This window comes from Vibrio sp. Vb0937 (genome assembly GCF_033338855.1).
The window spans coordinates 96,335-114,733 of the sequence record NZ_JAWOTK010000001.1; the positions used below are offsets into that span (position 1 = coordinate 96,335).

The window sequence follows — 18,399 nt, forward strand, 5'->3', positions numbered from 1 at the left end:
ACTTAACTTGATCGATTTCAAGTTAACTATTTAGGCACAGCGCTGATTTTCAGTGCTTTTGGTAAATGCTGTTCGAACATTTGTTGTAATCGAGTCTTGGTAACGGGTTTAGCCACGAACTCGTTCATCCCGACATCGAAGCAATGTTGCTGATCCTCTTTAATGACATTGGCACTTAGCGCAATAATTGGAACGTGTTTCCCCCACTCTCCCATTTTTCGAATTCGCTCCGTAGCAATAAACCCATCCATCACAGGCATTTGGCAGTCCATAAAAATCAAATCGAAAGGCTGCTGATCACACAGCTGCAATGCTTCTTCGCCATGGTTGGCGACACTCACTCGCACACCCAGTTTTTCTAACATGATGCGAACTACCTTCTGATTGACGATGGTATCTTCAACAACCAATACCCAAGGTTTATCATTATCTTGAGGGCTGATTTCGTTGTCTTCCGCTTTCCGGAAATCTAATACATTAAGTTGGTCGGTATAGGTCGATTGCGCATTTATTACAGCAACAGGAATCGAAAATTCAAAACAGCTTCCCAGCCCAAGCTCACTTGTTAGTTGTATTTCCCCTCCCATCAAGTTAACCAACTGTGCAGCTATCGCCAAACCAAGCCCTGTCCCACCATACTTTCTGGTGGTACTACCATCAGCTTGTTGGAAGCGTTCGAAGATTGCTTGTTGGTGCTCTTTCGCAATACCAATACCAGAATCCACAACTCGAAACCGGATATGAGCGGTCTCTCCATCAAGTCGAGATAACGCTACAAGAAGCTTCACATGGCCGCGCTCGGTAAACTTAATCGCGTTGCTCAACAAATTGTTCAGAACTTGTTTCAATCGTGTGGCATCACCTTGCACTTCCGTTGGCAAGTGAGGATCAATATCGCTGAGCAGCTGTAAGTTTTTCTGCTTGGCTTTGACACTATGTAAACTGATGACATCGTCAAGTAGCTCGCGAAGATCATAGCTCGTGTATTCTAGCTCTACTTTGCCAGCTTCAACTTTAGAGAAGTCCAAAATGTCGTCGATGATCGTCATTAGTGAGTGAGAAGAACTGTCAATGATCTCTACAAACTCTTTTTGCTGGGGATCGAGGTCGGTGTCATTGAGCAACGACGACACACCAATAATGCCATTCATCGGTGTGCGGATCTCATGACTCATAGTGGCAAGAAACTCACTTTTCTTACGATTAGCGACTTCTGCCCTATCGCGTTCAGCCTCTAACTCAGTCTGGTGCTCTTTCACTTTCTCAACACTTCGGTTGTATTTCTCTGCCAAAACACTCACTTCATCAAAGCACCATCGTTTAGGGAGAGTCACTTTACTCGGCACTGTACCGCCACGAAAATCGCTCACCGCACCAGACAGCAATTGTAACGGATTGACCAACAAGCGAAACGCCACCCAAAGAACACCAATGATGAGGACAAGAATTTTGATCGCTTCTGTCGTAAGTAGAAAAAAGAACTGCTGCCAAAGATCTTCATATATCGCGCTAAGATCCGATTGAACCGTTAATATCGCGAGATCATACGTTTTATCGCCGACCCGATACTGCATCGGCCAGCTTCTCTCGACAACATCCTCAGAAAGCGCCGAACCTAATTCAATGATAACTTCGTCTTCACTAGCAATACGTAAGTAGTCCACCGAGGGCATACGCATTGCACCTTGAGCTTGTGTCAGCAACAGCTCCCTATCCTCTACCCACAAACTCGCAGAAAAACTCGATAAATAGCTAGACTCAACCTGCTTTAATTCAACATCTAAATGGGCTAAATCTTCGTGAAAAACTCGATATAAGCTCACTGTAGAAATGATGACCGTAAAGATTAAACTCAACGTTAATACCGCCAACATAAGTTGGTTGCCGATACTAAAACGACGTTGAGATCGCTCTTTTTCATCCATATGAAACCGCTCCGATAAACTTGCGCTACTCTAAATATAGCTACGCACAAATAATAATCGAGGATACGATGAAAAGACTTCTACTTAGATTGGCTTTTAGCTTAATTGTTGTAAGTTCTCATGTGACCGCAAATCAAGTGAACTATTACGTCATTGCTGAACAAGCTCGACCATTTCAAATTGAACAACAGGGACAAATGCACTCCGGAATTGTGACCGATATCGTCAGCGCTATCTTCGCGGAGTCGGATTACCAAGTGAATTATCATACTTATCCATTTAAACGTATGATTTCCATATTGGAAGAAGGCGCTGAGCCAAACTGGTTAACTTATGGCAGCCCGAACTGGGGCAAGGTGCAATCGGAAAATTTATCTGAGGAGCCCATTTACACTGTAAAACATGTACTGGTGTCGAGTAGCGAGAAGCCTTTAGAATTCAAAAATATGGATACGATGCATGGTCGTTCTATTGTATTACTGCTGGGGTTTGATTATCCAAATTTAACACCGTTCTTTGAAAATGGCAGTGTCAATGAAATGCGCGTGAAAGACTACAACGCCGCATACCGAGTGATAAGCCGAACCCCTGGAGATACAGCTTTTGTCGAGATGGAATCCCGAGTCCTTTACAACTTAAAGCGACTCAATTTGCCGTTAGAGAATTTTCAGATACAGCCTTTCAGCTCGGTTATTCCTGACTACTCAATCTACCTGGCTTTTTCACCTCAAATGCAACCAGAAACTCAAAATTACATCAATACACGACTCGTTGAATTAAAAGCCTCAGGGGAAATTGATGAAATCATTCAAAAGTATCAATGAATCAACTCATTAACAAAAACGCCAACGATGATACGTTGGCGTTTTTGTTTCTGTAAAATCTGTAGCACTTACTTAGTGTGGTTAACAAACTTAGGATCAAACATGTGCCCCAATTTACTCGCCTTGGTTTGCAGGTAATGTTGATTACTTGGGTTATTCCCTTCTTGTAATGGCACTCGTTCAATGACGTTAATATCAACCGCTTTTAAGGCGGCGAGCTTGCGTGGGTTATTCGTCATTAGACGCACAGCGTCAATCCCCAAATGCTCTAGCATTCCTTTACAGAACGCGTAATCACGCATATCAGCGGCAAAACCTAAACGTTCATTTGCTTCCACGGTATCTGCGCCATCATCTTGTAAGTGATAGGCACGAATTTTATTAATCAAGCCGATTCCACGTCCTTCTTGACGTAAATAAAGCAGCACGCCACATCCCTCTTTGACGATGTTTTGTAGCGCTCTATTAAGCTGAAAACCACAGTCACAACGCGTGCTAAATAGAGCATCTCCGGTAAGACACTCCGAATGCAACCGAATAAGTGGTGCTGCACTTTTTGTTGGCTCGCCATAGACCAGAGCAAGATGCTCTTTATTTGTCGCGGCTTCAATAAAGCCGTACATCATAAATGTGCCCCACTGGGTGGGCAATTTGGCTTTATCGATAAACTTCACGAGATTGTAAGGCTCAACATGTCTCAGCTCTGCCCGCACATTCATCAGAATCTCTCCTAGATGATTTTCTCCTTTACCATCTCCCCCGTCTCCCCAAAAGGCATCTTTATGAGAATGCTCTGTTAGGCAAGCGTTACCCGTTCTCATTAATTGCTGCGCTAATGGTGGATTTTGTAGAAACTTTTCCCTAACGATGAAAGCCATAACAGCCAACTTTATATCGTCCCAATCGCTTCTGACAAAGTGTTCGTATTTACGGCTTAAAGCAAACGCTTCATCAGGGGTGCTTGCGTGCTGAATTTTACTTTGCAACTGAGCATCGAGAAACTTTTGGGCTTGGTAATAATGTTCGCTGGTGGGCCAAGTTTGGGAGGAGATATTGACTGGGGCATGGCAAAAATTTGAGAGAAAGCCGTGGGGCTCATCGGGCTCATAAAAAAGGATTTGATCAACCATACTTGCGCTCCTTGCTTTGTGGTTGCGATAATCAACAAAAAGCATATCGCTACTGATATATCTAGTAACACAAGGTCAGATTGTCAAACTTCTTCGGGACGTGAGTGTGAAACTCGTGCTTTTGAGGCGCAAGACAGATAAATGGAGGTTTTGAATAAGAGAGTAATAGAGTGAAAAAATAAAAAGGGCAGTCCGTCGACTACCCTATGGGTTGCTAAACCAACCTGAGGCGATCAGTGTATCAAGCCAAGCTCCCTTGCTTCTTCAATGGTCAACCCACTTTCACGGATCTCACGTAACGCTTCAATGCGTCTTCTAGCTTCTGCTGATTTCACTGTTTTCTCTGGCTTCACAACGGTTTCCTCATCAGGTAATTCCCATTTGTGAGCGATGTTGGTCATCTCGTCATGGTCGATAGAATTAATGGACATATTTCCTCCGAACACACCATGTTTTCGATGCGTAATCTATAGCAAAACCGGAACAAGGTGGTAAGAAAAACTGTAGGGAAATGTGACCCCTCCCGCCCTTTCGTTAACTCCTTAATAGATTCATCATTTAAGTTTTGCCAAGGGACAAATTTACGATTAAATTTGAGTAATTCCCCCTACGAAAAGTGTGCTGATCTAGCTCTCAATTCTGCTCTTCTTTAGTTTTATCAACGACGCATTACACCACTTCCTGTTTAACCTAACTTTCGAGTCACTTCACTGATTCATAGCTTGATACTTTCTAAAAACCGCCACACCTGATAATGATAATAATTATCTTTTAGATTGATAAGGTGTTTATATGGATGGTATTAACTTAAGTCATGCATACCACAATGACCCGGTCATCCAGATCCGAGATTTGTGCGTCGATTACATCACTGATAATGGTGATTTTAATGCGGTAAAGTCCGTCAGCTTTGATATCGGCAAAGGCGAAGTATTTGGTCTTGCCGGTGAATCTGGATGTGGTAAAAGCACAATCGCATTCTCAATAAATCGTCTTCATAAGCCGCCAGCGTTCATTTCTGGCGGTAAAATATGGTTTGATGGCAAAGATATCCTTAGTATCTCAGACTCTGAACTGACCGCTCTAAGGTGGAGTGAAATCGCCATGGTGTTCCAGAGCGCGATGAACTCACTCAACCCTGTCTTAACGATACAAGAGCAATTTGCAGATGTGTTACGACACCATCAAGGCCTCACTAACGCTCAAGCAAAAGATAGAGCAGAAAAGTTGTTGGACTTGGTCAATATTCCTCGAGAACGCTTAGCAGAATATCCTCATCAATTTTCAGGAGGAATGCGTCAGCGCTTGGTGATAGCCATTGCTTTGTCTCTAAATCCAAAACTGATCATTATGGATGAACCCACAACAGCATTAGATGTAGTGGTACAGAGAGAAATTTTACAGCAAATTTATCAGCTTAGAGATGAGTTCGGTTTTTCAGTCCTCTTTATCACTCATGACCTGGCACTCATGAGCCAACTATGTGATCGAATTGCAATCATGCGTCACGGAGAAATCGTCGAAGTCAATCGAGCATACGATATACGCAATCATCCTCAACACCCCTACACGCAAAAGCTATGGGCTTCTTTCCCAAACATCCATGACGTCCACAAACAACCAGAGTTACAAGGAGCGTAACCATGAGCCAGCCTATCATCCAAATGAAAAATGTGATTAAAGAATTCAAAGTGGGCGGTGGTTTAGCGAAAGAGGAAACCTTTCGTGCGCTTCAAGGAGTGACTTTTGATCTGTACGCAGGAAAAACCTTGGCTTTGGTTGGAGAGTCAGGCTGCGGTAAGAGTACTTGCGCTCGTTTAATAACCAAAGTCTATCCTGCAACGGAAGGCGAGATCCTTTTCAATGGCACTGACATAAATGAGATCACGTCACGATCGGCTCTACAAGAATATCGCAGTAAAGTACAAATGGTGTTTCAAGATCCGTTTGGCTCTCTCAATCCAACTCATACCATTCGCCATCACCTAACACGTCCTTTAAAAATTCATAAACAAGTCAAAAACGAGCGTGACATCCCAGCCCGCTTGGAAGAGCTCCTAAAGCTGGTGGAACTACCTGAAGAGACATTGAATAAGTTCCCTCACGAACTCAGTGGTGGGCAACGTCAGCGAGTAAACTTAGCAAGGGCTTTAGCGGTAGGTTCGCAAATCATTCTTGCGGATGAGCCTACGTCTATGCTGGATGTTTCTATTCGCTTGGGAGTGTTGAATTTAATGCAACGAATGAAGCAAGAACTGGGAATTGGTTTTTTATACATCACTCATGATCTGGCGACTGCGCACTACATCGCGGAAGAAACCGCAGTAATGTACAAAGGGCAAATCGTTGAATGGGGCGACACTCATTCAATACTTAAGAATCCGCAGCATCCTTATACTAAGCTGTTGATTTCTGCCGTTCCTGATCCTGACTTACCTTTTGGTAACTTAGTGAAAAATGAGCCAAACTATTCGATAGATGCCGATGAAATTCGTCAACGTAGCAGCATAATTGTCGACGAATTTGATCAAATAGGGCCAAATCACTATGTAAAACAATGGACTGAGGCAGCGTAATGGATTTGAGTACTTGGCAAGATCAAATCGCCATGTGGTACGAACAGCGGAAACATGATCAAGTAGAAAAATTGGAAACGATCTTATATCAGGTGCCTGATGACGTGTTTGGACCCGAATTGAGTGATCTTCAAAGTAAAGCGATTGCTTGCTGGTTGGATGGATGTTTACGCGTGTTTCAACATGCAAGGTACCAAGACCCTCAGAAAGCATATCAAACCTTGCTTTATACGAGTGCAAAGCTTGAACAAGCAGCATGCCAAGTCTCGACTGATATTCTGATCAAAGATTGGTGTTTGAGACGACTTCAGCATCTCACCGTTGTGGCGTTAGAGTTTTGTAATCAGCAGTGTGATCAAAACAAGTGGCAGGAACAAGCCCATAGCTTAATCGAATCACATGTTGCGTTGATGCGTTCATTACACTGGAATGAATCCAAGAAGCATGATCAAGGTTTACCTCATTAGTCCGGAAAAATGATCAAGGCTTAATTAGCGGAATTTTAGGCAAAAAAAAGCGAGTTTCCTGAGGAGAAACTCGCGAAGTCTATTCAGAATGAATGTAACAATATGAGCCAATCTATTAATCATCAGAAAGGACAAAAGGTTGTCTATTCGGGATAAATAGTAGTATTAGGCTTGGCTTCTAATGTCAGTGGTTTGTAAGAGTTAAGTCTGTTTTTTATCATCGAAAGACATTGTTACATTTCAAACCGATACATCACACCTATAGCTTGATACACATCAAGCGACACTTTTAAATCGCCATTTCATCCAAGGCACGAAATACCATTTCATCCATGTGACCATCGAAGATTTGACGACAAACTTTCCGACGCACCGCTAACCCCGCAATCAAGCGCTCGATGGTAAGATGCTTGACATCGTTCTGGGTGTTAAACAGCTCGACGGTTTTACTTAATGTCTCATAAGGAATCGGCTCATCCCCTACCCTTAGCCAATCGAGCTTCTCTATGTAATCTGAGCACTCTTCTTTGATTGAGGCATACGAGTGCCCTGTCATCGCAGATAAAGCCGTTATACTGCGTTCTAGAGCCTCTGGTGAGGTATATTTAGATAGAGTAATGGTGATCTCATCAGCATTGATCTCTACCAAATGTTTTCTTTGCTTCACGCGTCGCCCTAAATTTCCTCTTGGAGACGGTGCTTTGCGTTGAATGGGCTCAAATTCGCCGTCTATGATGCCTGAGAGCTCCTCAAGCTGCTGTCGGGTTACCATCTCATTACGAAGCGGGTTTGGCAGCGTAGGCGCCATGTTGCGCTTGCCTGCGTTGGTTGTACGAGCACGTGAGTAACGCAGCACCTCTTCGACGTCACATTTGATGTCGATCTGGTAATCCATCACTTTATCATTCTCGATCATAGTTTCGATCGTTAAGTGATAGCCCCATAAGTTCACCACAAAAAGATCGTCTGTCCCTTTGCCGTCTGACAAGCGTTTCAGCTCACGGATCAGATCCATTGAGAACCGACGCCATTCAATGTTACGTGCAAGCTTCTGATTTAACTCGCTCAACAGCATGCAATCTGTGTGTCGGCGCACCATACGGCTACGGAAAAACGAATACAGCTGGAACACCAACGTATGCTGTTTCAGGATTTCTGGTGGGAACAAGAAGAAATAATCGCGCGTTAACAGCTCTTCATAAAACGAAGGCTCCCAAACTAAAATATATAAGTTTGGCTTGATACGAATTTCACCATCGCTTCCCTCCACTGGTGCCTCTTCAGAGGCTGTGATGGTTCGAGCAAGAAAACGAAAACGATCACTTTTGAAGCCCTCTGGCATGTTTTCACTTAGCCAACGTCCAGTAAGTTCATGGAGCTGAAAATCAGTGAATTCAATGCGATCAATGCTATCGCGAATGGAATCACGAGCTGGGCCACTGTCTTTTTTGCCTCTGAGCGACAAAATATCAGTGATGTATAGCGGCGTTTTGTTTGGTACGTGAGCAGCATCAAGCTGATACTGATCTTTGTGATGATCATGATACTGAACCGTTAACGTGAAGAGAGCGAACAGGGTCATGAGATCATCCACAGTCATGATATTTTTGGATGATCGCGTCTCAATAACGGCTTTTGTGCCAGAGATCGACACCATGGATTTCTGATAACTTTTTCGAGTTCTTGGTGGCGCAAGTGCTTGGTCAATGATCCCAGCCCAATTTGTTGGAGATACAACAAATTGATCGGCTTCATCTTTCATCGTGGGAGGTGTGTTTAACCCGTGCTCATTCAACAAACGTTTGTTTACTTGAGTCTGAGCCAATGCTTTCGAACGTTTTTGTTTTTCGTTCTGGCGAACTTTGTCGGTAACAAGACTTGTTGCTCCCAACACAGATATAAGCTGATTGGGATTCACAAATTTATGTAGCATCGTTTTACCAGCAAGTCCCTCTTCAAAGCGCACTGGAGTTTGAGTAAATAAACCAATATTTACTGCCGCGCGCAAACGTTGTTGCAAGGCTGCACGTGTGAGTTGCCCATCTGTTGCTTCCACAATCTCTGTGGTTGAAACCAAACCATCCTTGCTGCTGAAGCCTCGTAATGAGATCAGATTAAGCAACTCTAAGATGCTTTTGGTCACCCCTTTGAAATGTTGGTACTGCTCTACCCAATCCGCAGAGGATTCATGTACCTCAAAAAGATGGCCATCTTTGTGGCTTCTCGGTGCTTTAATCAGAATTTTTTCATCAGCCGTCATTTTAGATCCAGATCACACTAGCCGTAGTTGTGCTATGGTTCCGAAGAATAAAGAAAAACAGATCATAAATAAAGAAAAAAGATTGTTTTTTAAATAACTGATCTTTTTGATTAATCTGATCTTAATTGATTATATGATCTAATGATCTGGCTTGAAATTTTTCGCTAAGCTTTTGTTCTATAAGACTATTATTTCCATGTATTTCGGAACTATGATCATAAGAAGTCTGAAAGTATGATCAACAATAACCTGAAAGCATGATCATATTTATTCGTAAGCATGATCATTAAGGTTATGAAAAGATGATCAAAAGAGTCTTGAAACGATGATCATGATGTTTTTACAGGTTATCCACAGATGCAGTATTTAATAATGATCTTCACGATGATTATATTGTGCATTGGTGATGTTATTTATACTCGGATCGATGATCAAGAGCCAATATATCTATCGTTCTGGCGTCCATATTGATGAGATATCACTCATCTGATTAAAATACATTCAAGTCGCTCATATTTAGAAGTAAATCCTAGTCTCTGCTTATTTACAGGAAGCATGATCATGAGAGTGTGATTTATCATAGCAACTTGAGCAATTTCATTGTTCCGGCTTCTATACCGTCAATTTCTGCTCAATCCCCCATTCTGTCTGCACTCAACCGTAAATCAGAGAAGAAAACTCATGCTTCCGAGAGATTCTAAGGCTTGATCATATTTCCGACTAATGGATCTTATTTTATTTGCGTGTTTACACCGTACTCTGCTCAATTTTTCCATGATCATGCTTTCGGATTTGTTTATTAACACGGAAGCATGATCATAAGTATACCTTGATCATACTTCCATAGATGTTTCGCTGGAACTGCCCTATTTTGCTCGGAGACATGATCAAGGTGTTCAGGTCTTTATTGTTCCGATATTACTTACTATTTTTCGTTTAAATTAGGTTGGTCTAACATAATCCGTAATTTAGCTTAAGATTATAATCGTTCCGGTAGAAAATTGATTTACATTGTAAATAAGTGACGCTGTAACACTTTTTATTTTTAAGTTTAGGTGTCCACTTATGAGAAGATTATTTGATTAAAAATAGTTATCTTTTTGACCATAAATCATAAAAGCGTCGATTTGGGTGTTTTTTTATGTGATGGTTATTCAAAATGTTCGTGCACCTTTTTGTTGTTTTTGGTCTTTACTGCTGTACAATTGCAATTATAAATCCTTCCAACGGAATTTGGCATGAAAAGAGAAAAAACGATTGAAAACCTTCTTGAGTTAGCGGAGCTGACTCAGCAGGTTCAAGCTGACCGTATTGAAATTGTTTTAGAAGAGCGAAGCGATAACTACTTCCCACCAATGTCGAAAGCGATGATGGAAACCCGTTCTGGTTTAACTCGCCGTAAGCTCGACGACGCGATTGGTAAAATGGAAGCCGCTGGGCATCAATTTACCAAAAACAACGCGAATCATTATTCAATTACGTTAGAAGAAGCACACATGCTCATGGATGCGGCTGAAGTGCCTAAATTTCATGAGCGTAAAAAGAATTCAGGTAACAAACCTTGGATTATTAATGTGCAGAACCAAAAGGGCGGTACAGGTAAATCAATGACCGCGGTTCATTTAGCGGCATGTTTAGCGCTAAATTTGGATAAACGATACCGTATTTGTTTAATCGACTTAGACCCACAAGGCTCGCTACGTTTATTCCTCAACCCGCAAATCAGCATGGCAGAGCATGATAATATCTATTCTGCGGTAGACATTATGTTGGGTAACGTGCCTGATGGTGTGGAAATTGACAGTGAATTTTTACGTAAAAACGTATTGCTGCCAACGCAATATCCGAACTTAAAGTCGATTTCAGCGTTTCCAGAAGACGCGATGTTTAATGCGGAAGCATGGCAAACGCTATCTGAAGACCCATCACTCGATATCGTCCGTCTGCTGAAAGAGCAACTGATTGATAAAATTGCTGATGACTTCGATATCATTATGATTGATACCGGTCCACACGTTGACCCATTAGTATGGAATGCGATGTATGCATCAAATGCCTTGCTAATTCCTTGTGCGGCTAAGCGTCTGGACTGGGCTTCAACAGTAAACTTCTTCCAGCATTTGCCTACGGTATATGAAATGTTCCCGGAGGACTGGAATGGTCTTGAGTTTGTTCGCTTGATGCCAACCATGTTTGAGGACGACAATAAGAAGCAAGTTTCTGTTTTAACTGAAATGAACTATCTTCTAGGTGACCAAGTTATGATGGCTACTATTCCTCGTAGCCGTGCGTTTGAAACCTGTGCCGATACCTACAGCACAGTATTTGATCTGACAGTAAGCGATTTTGAAGGCGGTAAGAAGACACTAGCTACCGCGCAGGACGCTGTTCATAAAAGCGCACTGGAATTAGAGCGTGTGCTGCACTCTAATTGGCCGTCATTGAATCAGGGGTAATAAGTAAATGGCTTTGAAAACGTCTGAATTAAACGCGAAATTATTTGGCAAAACGAATAAGCGTCGTGTTGTGACTCCGCAAGAGGCGCAAACTGCGGCAAAAGAGAAAGCTCAAACGATTGAACTAGCAGTTGCAGGTGAAAATATTGTTCAGTTTGAACTTGTGCGTATTCCTGCAAATAAAGTTGCGACAGAAACAACAGTATTTGTTGATAACGCTCGTGAGCAATCGTTCTTAAACGAACATGCTTTATCTGATGTTTTAGTCACACTCAAAGAGCGTGGCCAACAATATCCAGCTGTGGGTCGTAGAACTAAAGATGGCAAGATTGAAGTTTTAGATGGTAGCCGTCGTCGCATGTCTTGTATCCTCGCTGAACAAGATTTTTTGGTTTATGTTGCTGACAACATCAATACTGACCATGCTAAGTTTTTGTCTGATGTGGCAAATGCTCACAAGCCGCTCTCTTTATATGAAAAAGGGAAAGAGATGCAGGCTAAGCTTGATAGTGGTGAAGCTGAGGATCAGAAAGCATTGGCAAAAATGTTCCAGTGCAGTGAAGCGTTGGTAAGTGGTGCTTTAAAAGCCGCAGCATTACCGTTAGAACTGCTTCAAGCGTATCCGAATGTTGGCGATCTCGGTCGTCCAACTATCGTGAAACTGCACAAACAGTTTTCAACGCTAACGCCGGAGCAGCAGCAAGAGCTGTTAGATAAGTGTCGCTCTAGCGAAGGCTTTTTATGGCAGCGAAGCACAGCTCAAGGCGTTGCTCGTCTGACAAAAGAAGTCACGGAAAGCATCGAAAACTGGATTGCTGAGCTTGCACCAGCAAAACCTGGCAAGAAGACCGAAAAAGTCGACTTAGTAAAAGGTCGAGCAAGCTATAGCCGAAAAGGTAGCAGCCTGGCGTTGAACTTGAAGAAAGTTGACGACAGCTTAATGGAAGAGATTCTTGCGTTTGTACAAACCAAACTGCAATAACAAATGATGATTGAATCAACCGCCTCCGGGCGGTTTTTTTATATCTGAGAAGCGTCAAATTAAAGATGTGATACCATTACGTCAGTTCAACGTTGGATAGACAAAATGCAGACACAATCTGATTTCCTTTCATCACTTCAACATCAAGCTCACCAATCTTTCCAAAGGATTGGTGTTGTCATTCAAGGCGAGGCTTCTTGGCAAAATGCGTTGATGTCAGAGTTCCATAAAACGCAGCGCCATCAACGTTGGTTTTCTGTTGGTGATTTTGGTTTGAAAAACGTATCCAGCGTTTCGTCTAAACAAGGGCACATGTTGCTAGGCAGAGAGTGTGACGTTCTATTGTTTGATGCTCGAAATGGCTTTGACGCAAATAGTTTTACCGCCGCGCTTGGCTCATTGGTTGGCGGCGGTTTTCTTATTGTCATTACTGAGCTGCGACAAAATGCGAATTTTGCTCAGCAATGGATGCATAAACAATGGGAGAAGCTCGTTGTTATTGAGCAAGACAAACCATTGCCAACGGCTCCAGACATCAAGCAGGCAGAAAAAGAAAGCCACTACACGGAACAAGAACATGCCATTTCTCTAATTGAAAAGGTGGTAACTGGACATCGAAAGCGACCGTTAGTTTTGACCGCTGATCGTGGGCGCGGAAAAACAAGTGCCCTCGGCATTGCGTGTGCGAGCTTATTACAGCAGAAGCCAGTTAGAATCTTAATTACGGCACCATCTATAAAAGCCGTTGAGCCTGTTTACCAACATGCTTTGCGGCTACTTCCTAATGCGCAGCGTATTAGGAAGGACAGATTAGAATCAGGGCAGGGAGCCATTCAATTCATTGCTCCTGACGAACTTCTATCGAGCAGACCTGAATGTGATTTGTTACTTGTCGATGAAGCGGCTGCAATTCCAGTTCCTATGCTCAAAAGCATTACCGAACATTATCATCGACTCGTTTTTTCTACGACTGTTCATGGTTATGAAGGTTGTGGCCGGGGCTTTACGATTAAATTTGTTGATTGGCTTCAGAAACAGCGTTCGGGAATGAAAACATGGCACATGACACAGCCCATCCGCTGGAGCATGAATGATGCACTTGAATCATGGCTCTATGACGCGTTTTTGTTGGATGCGGAGTTAACGCACCATCAACTTAAACAGGTCGACTCAATTTCCCTTTCTAAAGCCGATAAGAACAATTTGATATCGCAGCCTAGTTTGCTGCGTGAGTGCTTCGCTCTTTTGGTGAATGCTCATTATCAGACCTCGCCGAATGATTTGATTCACCTTTTGCAAGACGACAACAGTCAGCTCTATTTTGCTAAGCAAGATAATGCGGTTGTGGGGGTGATATTAGCGGTCGAAGAGGGGGGCCTTGACGATGAATTGATTGAAGAAATCCAGCTTGGTAAGCGTCGTCCTAAAGGACACTTAGCCCCCATTACGATTGCAAACCACCTAGGATTCCCGAATGTCGCGAATCTATCGACGCTGCGAGTCATGAGAATTGCGGTTCATCCAGCATTGCAAGGCCAAGGCATTGGTCAAAAAATTCTGCAGCAACTTGAGCAAATGGCTGCTAAACACATTGCCTACTTATCCACGAGTTTTGGTGCGACGGAAGAGTTGCTCTATTTCTGGCGACAATCGAACTTTCGTACAATTCGCTTAGGGTCAATGCGCGATGCTGCTAGCGGTTGTTATTCAGTCTTGATGGTCAAACCTTGTGATTCCCAACAGACGGCTTGGGTCGACCAATCTCAGGCGCTATTTGAAGAAATGTTGTCTAACAATGTGGCTGACGTCTATCCAAAATTAGAAGCCCCTATTTTTCGAGCTCTATTGCCGCAACCTTTGGGAATGAGTCCACTTCATCCCGCTAAGTTATTACTAATTGAATGTTATGCTGATGGTGGTAACAGTTATGAGTCTGTGTCTGTGTGGCTTCAACAGTGGTTACTTAATTTAGGTTTGAACTCTGCTTCCGACTTGATGATTAGTAAGCTTTTTCTTAACCGTAGTTGGACTGAATGTGCTCAGCAATTTGGTTTACCTGGAAGAAGGCAAGTTGAGCAGCAGTTAAGGGACGAAGTAAGACACATTTGGAGCGATTTACACTGTAAACAATAAAGGGAAATTTACACTGTAAATGAAATTATTGGGAGCTGATTTTACACTGTAAATCCAGCTCCTTTTTGTTTCAGCGTGTATTTTGATTGAGCCTTAGGCTAAATCGAGTTTTCTCTTAATATCCTGTTTAACCGTTATTGATGGATTACTTTCTTTAGTGACGTGAGCCCTATAATAAGAAATGCGAGGTTTGTTCAGAAAACGGATTTGGTTAGACTGAAAGTGTTGATGGGAAGCAAAGTGGTAAGGGTATGTGGAAGCTGTGTCTTGAGTTATCTGAAGATAAGATAAAGGTGATAGCCCGTCTTCCGGGTGAAGTGGATCTCGGTGGTGAGCTAAATCAAAATGAATTAAACGAGCAGCTCGTCGCAATGAACGCTGAAAAGATGTTTATTGTAGAGGGGGAAGTCGTTAGGTTCATTAACTGCGCCAAAGAACGTAAAGCTGAAGCTTACGAAGGCATCGTCATTGCAGAAAAACGCAACGCACAAGTTGAGGTCGAATTGTCGAATAATGACATGCTCGCCAGTATGAACGTTGTCGGTGCGTACGGAGGCCGAGGTTTACGTGGCCCCGAGATTGTTCAAGCTCTTGCTCAAGCGCGAGTTTCGAAAGGCATCAACAAACTGGCTTTGAAGAAAGTGTTGGTTGTCAGCACTCAGCTCAAACCTGGCGAAACTTTTTCTCAACCTGTAGCGGTTGGTAAGCAACCTATCAAAGGCAAAGACGCTCTTTTTACTCCTCTTGTTAAAGACATCACCAAACGCATCCTCAAACCCAAAGACGGCCAATCTGCTAGCGACAAAATTGATTTACGTAACCTCGGTGAAACTATCGCGGTTGACGTAGGCGATGAGGTGATGCGCCGCACGCCTGCGACCAAAGGCACGCCTGGCTTTACTGTTCAAGGGCGAGTGATTCCTCCGCAAGCCGGAAAAGACAGCCCAATGAAGCCGGGCAAAGGCACTGAGATAAGCAAGCAAGACCCAAACCTATTGATTGCATCGGTATCCGGTACGCCTCTGATTAAAGACAAAACCATCGAAGTTGATAACGCACTCTGCCTCAATAGCGTTGGCGTGAATACAGGCCACGTGAAATTCAAAGGGAATGTGATTATCGGTGGCAACATCGAATCCGGAATGATTGTTAAAGCGACGGGCTCTATTACTGTAGGCGGCTTCATTGAATCGGCTGAAGTACAAGCGCAAGACGACATTCAAGTTGGTAAAGGGATCATTGGCCACACCGTGAGTGATGGCCAGCCAAAGAGTTGTCACGTCAAAGCCAAAGGTTCGATTCGTGCCAGCTACGCCCAATATTGTGATTTGCAAGCCGGCGAAGATATTGAGTTGGCGGTGCACAGCATGAATAACGATATTGTTTGTGGGCGCAATCTGACGGTGCTGGATGCGAACGGTAGGAACGGTACGCTCAGCGGCGGAGATGCAAAAGTCGGTGACAAGGTGGTGTGCTTACAATTGGGCGTAGAAGGCGACACCGCCACTAAGGTAGAAGCGTTCGCGCGCTATTCTGCATTTAAGGAGCGATTAGCAGAGCTCAAAGATCAATACAAACGCGCTCAAGAAGGAACGATGGATGTGATTCGTAAAGAGCTCGAATTTAAGAAACGTCCTAAAGCCGAACGTACCGACGAAGAACAAGCTCAGATTGACGTGATGAAAACACAAAACAACGAGCAGCTTGAAGCGATAAAGCAAAAGCTAGAACAAACGGAACATGACTTTGAAGTCGCGTTAGAAGAAAATATTGTCGAAGCCAAAGAGCGTGTCTTCACACGCGTGACGGTGCAGTTTGGCGACGAACAAGTAACGACAAAGCGCACTCATGGCGGTTGTTCGTTCCGTTTCAATCAATACGAAATTAAAGTCTCGGCGAACTTGGAAGAAGAGGACGTCGCTGCGGTTTAAGCTTTCTTACTCACTGAGCCCACACGTCGCAACAAGATGTGTGGGCTTTTTTTATCTACAAATCGACAATGTGCTCTTGATAGTAGTCCGCAAGCGCACCCACTTGGCTGCTACACATTACTTTCATTGCTTGTTTAATGTGTTCTATTGGCCAGTTCCACCATTGGATATTGAGTAGAGTTTCAATCTCTTTATCGCTGAATCGTTGACGTACGACTTGGTTGTTTCCAACCACTACCGAATAAGGTTGCACGTCTTTCGTCACTACGGTGCGTGCTCCGATGACGGCTCCATCACCGATGTTTACTCCGGGCATGATCATCGCCTCACTGCCAATCCAAACATCATTTCCCACCACTGTGTCTCCGGCACGCTCGAAACCGTCTTGTACGCCTTCTCCAAATTCTTCAGGAGAGAAGGGGAAGGTCGAAATCCAGTCAATGCGATGACCTTGGTTTCCTGCCATCATGAAAGTGGCTCCAGAAGCGATGGAACAAAACTTGCCAACGATTAATTTGTCGATGCTATCGGGTTCTCTACTTTGCCATTCTTGAAGTGTGACGGGGTCACCCAACAAGTAGCGTACCGCTTGCTCTTCGAAGCTTTTTTGATGATAGAAGCCCGAGTAATAGCTGTAATCGCCAACGATGATATTGGGATTAGTGATGTGATCTTTAATGACTTGACCTTTTAACCACGTGTCGAAAACACTCATAACTCATCCTTTCAAATTTAGGTTGTACAGAGTTTAGAGGCTTTCTATTATTTCCAGTAGTTTGATTTTAGAGATTCAGAATTACTGTATGGAAATAAAATGGCTCAGCTACGTACCACTTTACGTCGCTTTGTGTGAGGAACGGAGTATTGCTGGTGCAGCAAAGCGACTGAATTGTTCGAATGCGCATGTAAGTCGGCAACTTAAACAGCTTGAAGACATATTGTCGGTGCAGCTTATTCAGCGAACTACGCGCCAGTTTAATTTGACCTACGATGGTTTGCGGTTTTATCAGCAGGTAAAGCAACTGCTCGAAGGCGCTGAGCAGATCAATGAGCAAGTCATGGCAAACGAGATCGTATCGGGAAAATTGAGAATAGCGGCGTCCGCTTCTTTCGGAGCTGCGTTACTCAGCCAAACATTGATCGAGTTTCGATTGCAACATCCACAAGTGAGCGTCGAAGTGATCTTCACAGAGACACCTCTCGACTTGATTGAGGCTGGGTTTGATATCGCATTCTACTTTACCGATACTCCCCCAGAGGGATACGTCGGCCATCAGCTACGCACTTTACACTGTAAACCGATCGCTCATCGCTCGTATTTAGCTGATAAACCAAATGTAAGTACGCCAGAGGATCTTGGTGACTTAGAGCACATCCTTTATAAAAGTCGTGACTTGGTGTTAGACAAGTGGACGTTTACGCATAAGCAAACTCAACAGCAGTGCAGCATTGAGTTAGAAAGTACGCTGAGTTTTAATCTTGTCCAGTCCATGTTGGATGCTACTTTGGCTGGCTGTGGTGTAGCCATGTTAGATGAATTTGCACTGGCTAAACTCGACCCTGCACAAAAAGAAAAACTCGTGAGTTTGCTGCCAGAATGGCAAACGGATGCGATTTTGCCGCTTTATCTGCTTTACCCAAAACGTGAGCACTTACCAAGAAGAACGCGAGCGTTCATTGATCACTTTAGGAACATATATTCTGTCGGCGAATAG

Annotated in this window: 14 protein-coding genes; 9 read left to right on the top strand and 5 right to left on the bottom strand. The window is 43.4% G+C overall.

The features are described from left to right. Window positions 1–26: 26 nt before the first annotated feature. Window positions 27–1,925 carry an ATP-binding protein gene (locus R7P67_RS00510; protein WP_262653128.1) on the bottom strand — a complete coding sequence of 633 codons (1,899 nt, stop codon included), beginning with the start codon at window positions 1,923–1,925 and terminating at the stop codon, window positions 27–29. Window positions 1,926–1,993: 68 nt separating this feature from the next. Between R7P67_RS00510 and R7P67_RS00515 the strand changes: the two genes are divergently transcribed. Then, window positions 1,994–2,749 carry a substrate-binding periplasmic protein gene (locus R7P67_RS00515; protein ID WP_005374490.1) on the top strand — a complete coding sequence of 252 codons (756 nt, stop codon included), beginning with the start codon at window positions 1,994–1,996 and terminating at the stop codon, window positions 2,747–2,749. A 68-nt stretch (window positions 2,750–2,817) separates the two neighbouring features. Here the strand turns inward: R7P67_RS00515 and ribA are convergent, their stop codons facing one another. Beyond that, the gene (gene ribA / locus R7P67_RS00520; protein ID WP_017635221.1) at window positions 2,818–3,879 is read right to left on the bottom strand and encodes a GTP cyclohydrolase II; all 1,062 of its coding nucleotides are present in this window, start codon (window positions 3,877–3,879) and stop codon (window positions 2,818–2,820) included. A gap of 233 nt (window positions 3,880–4,112) precedes the next feature. Continuing rightward, window positions 4,113–4,310 carry a PA3496 family putative envelope integrity protein gene (locus tag R7P67_RS00525; RefSeq protein ID WP_005374493.1) on the bottom strand — a complete coding sequence of 66 codons (198 nt, stop codon included), beginning with the start codon at window positions 4,308–4,310 and terminating at the stop codon, window positions 4,113–4,115. 361 nt (window positions 4,311–4,671) lie between these two features. On the opposite strand from R7P67_RS00525, the gene R7P67_RS00530 reads away from it, so the two are divergent. Genes R7P67_RS00530 through R7P67_RS00540 form a run of 3 tightly spaced genes read left to right on the top strand, consistent with a single transcriptional unit; the run spans window position 4,672 to window position 6,922 of the window. Continuing rightward, the gene (locus R7P67_RS00530) at window positions 4,672–5,520 is read left to right on the top strand and encodes an ABC transporter ATP-binding protein (RefSeq protein WP_005374497.1); all 849 of its coding nucleotides are present in this window, start codon (window positions 4,672–4,674) and stop codon (window positions 5,518–5,520) included. 2 nt (window positions 5,521–5,522) lie between these two features. Further along, entirely contained in the window at window positions 5,523–6,455 is a 933-nt protein-coding gene (locus R7P67_RS00535; protein WP_017821873.1) for an ATP-binding cassette domain-containing protein, read from the top strand. Further along, window positions 6,455–6,922 carry a transcriptional regulator gene (locus R7P67_RS00540; protein ID WP_065275567.1) on the top strand — a complete coding sequence of 156 codons (468 nt, stop codon included), beginning with the start codon at window positions 6,455–6,457 and terminating at the stop codon, window positions 6,920–6,922. The genes R7P67_RS00535 and R7P67_RS00540 overlap by 1 nt, the downstream gene beginning before the upstream one ends. A gap of 289 nt (window positions 6,923–7,211) precedes the next feature. On the opposite strand, the gene R7P67_RS00545 is transcribed toward R7P67_RS00540, so the two are convergent. Then, window positions 7,212–9,182, bottom strand: a complete 1,971-nt coding sequence (locus R7P67_RS00545) for a replication initiator protein RctB domain-containing protein (protein WP_005374502.1) — start codon at window positions 9,180–9,182, stop codon at window positions 7,212–7,214. A gap of 1,238 nt (window positions 9,183–10,420) precedes the next feature. Here R7P67_RS00545 and R7P67_RS00550 point away from each other — a divergent pair. The 4 genes from R7P67_RS00550 to R7P67_RS00565 all read left to right on the top strand — a co-directional run bounded on the left by R7P67_RS00550 (window position 10,421) and on the right by R7P67_RS00565 (window position 16,684). Next, the gene (locus R7P67_RS00550; protein ID WP_005374503.1) at window positions 10,421–11,638 is read left to right on the top strand and encodes an AAA family ATPase; all 1,218 of its coding nucleotides are present in this window, start codon (window positions 10,421–10,423) and stop codon (window positions 11,636–11,638) included. A 7-nt stretch (window positions 11,639–11,645) separates the two neighbouring features. Beyond that, complete coding sequence (locus R7P67_RS00555) at window positions 11,646–12,620, top strand: ParB/RepB/Spo0J family partition protein (RefSeq protein ID WP_226082689.1); 975 nt, start codon at window positions 11,646–11,648, stop codon at window positions 12,618–12,620. A 105-nt stretch (window positions 12,621–12,725) separates the two neighbouring features. Next, entirely contained in the window at window positions 12,726–14,753 is a 2,028-nt protein-coding gene (locus R7P67_RS00560; protein WP_262653130.1) for a tRNA(Met) cytidine acetyltransferase TmcA, read from the top strand. A gap of 251 nt (window positions 14,754–15,004) precedes the next feature. Then, window positions 15,005–16,684 carry a DUF342 domain-containing protein gene (locus R7P67_RS00565; RefSeq protein WP_262653132.1) on the top strand — a complete coding sequence of 560 codons (1,680 nt, stop codon included), beginning with the start codon at window positions 15,005–15,007 and terminating at the stop codon, window positions 16,682–16,684. Window positions 16,685–16,739: 55 nt separating this feature from the next. Here the strand turns inward: R7P67_RS00565 and catC are convergent, their stop codons facing one another. Beyond that, window positions 16,740–17,399, bottom strand: coding sequence for a CatB-related O-acetyltransferase (gene catC, locus R7P67_RS00570; RefSeq protein WP_213905571.1), 660 nt, complete (start codon window positions 17,397–17,399; stop codon window positions 16,740–16,742). A gap of 88 nt (window positions 17,400–17,487) precedes the next feature. On the opposite strand from catC, the gene R7P67_RS00575 reads away from it, so the two are divergent. Then, window positions 17,488–18,399, top strand: a complete 912-nt coding sequence (locus R7P67_RS00575; RefSeq protein WP_053308011.1) for a LysR family transcriptional regulator — start codon at window positions 17,488–17,490, stop codon at window positions 18,397–18,399.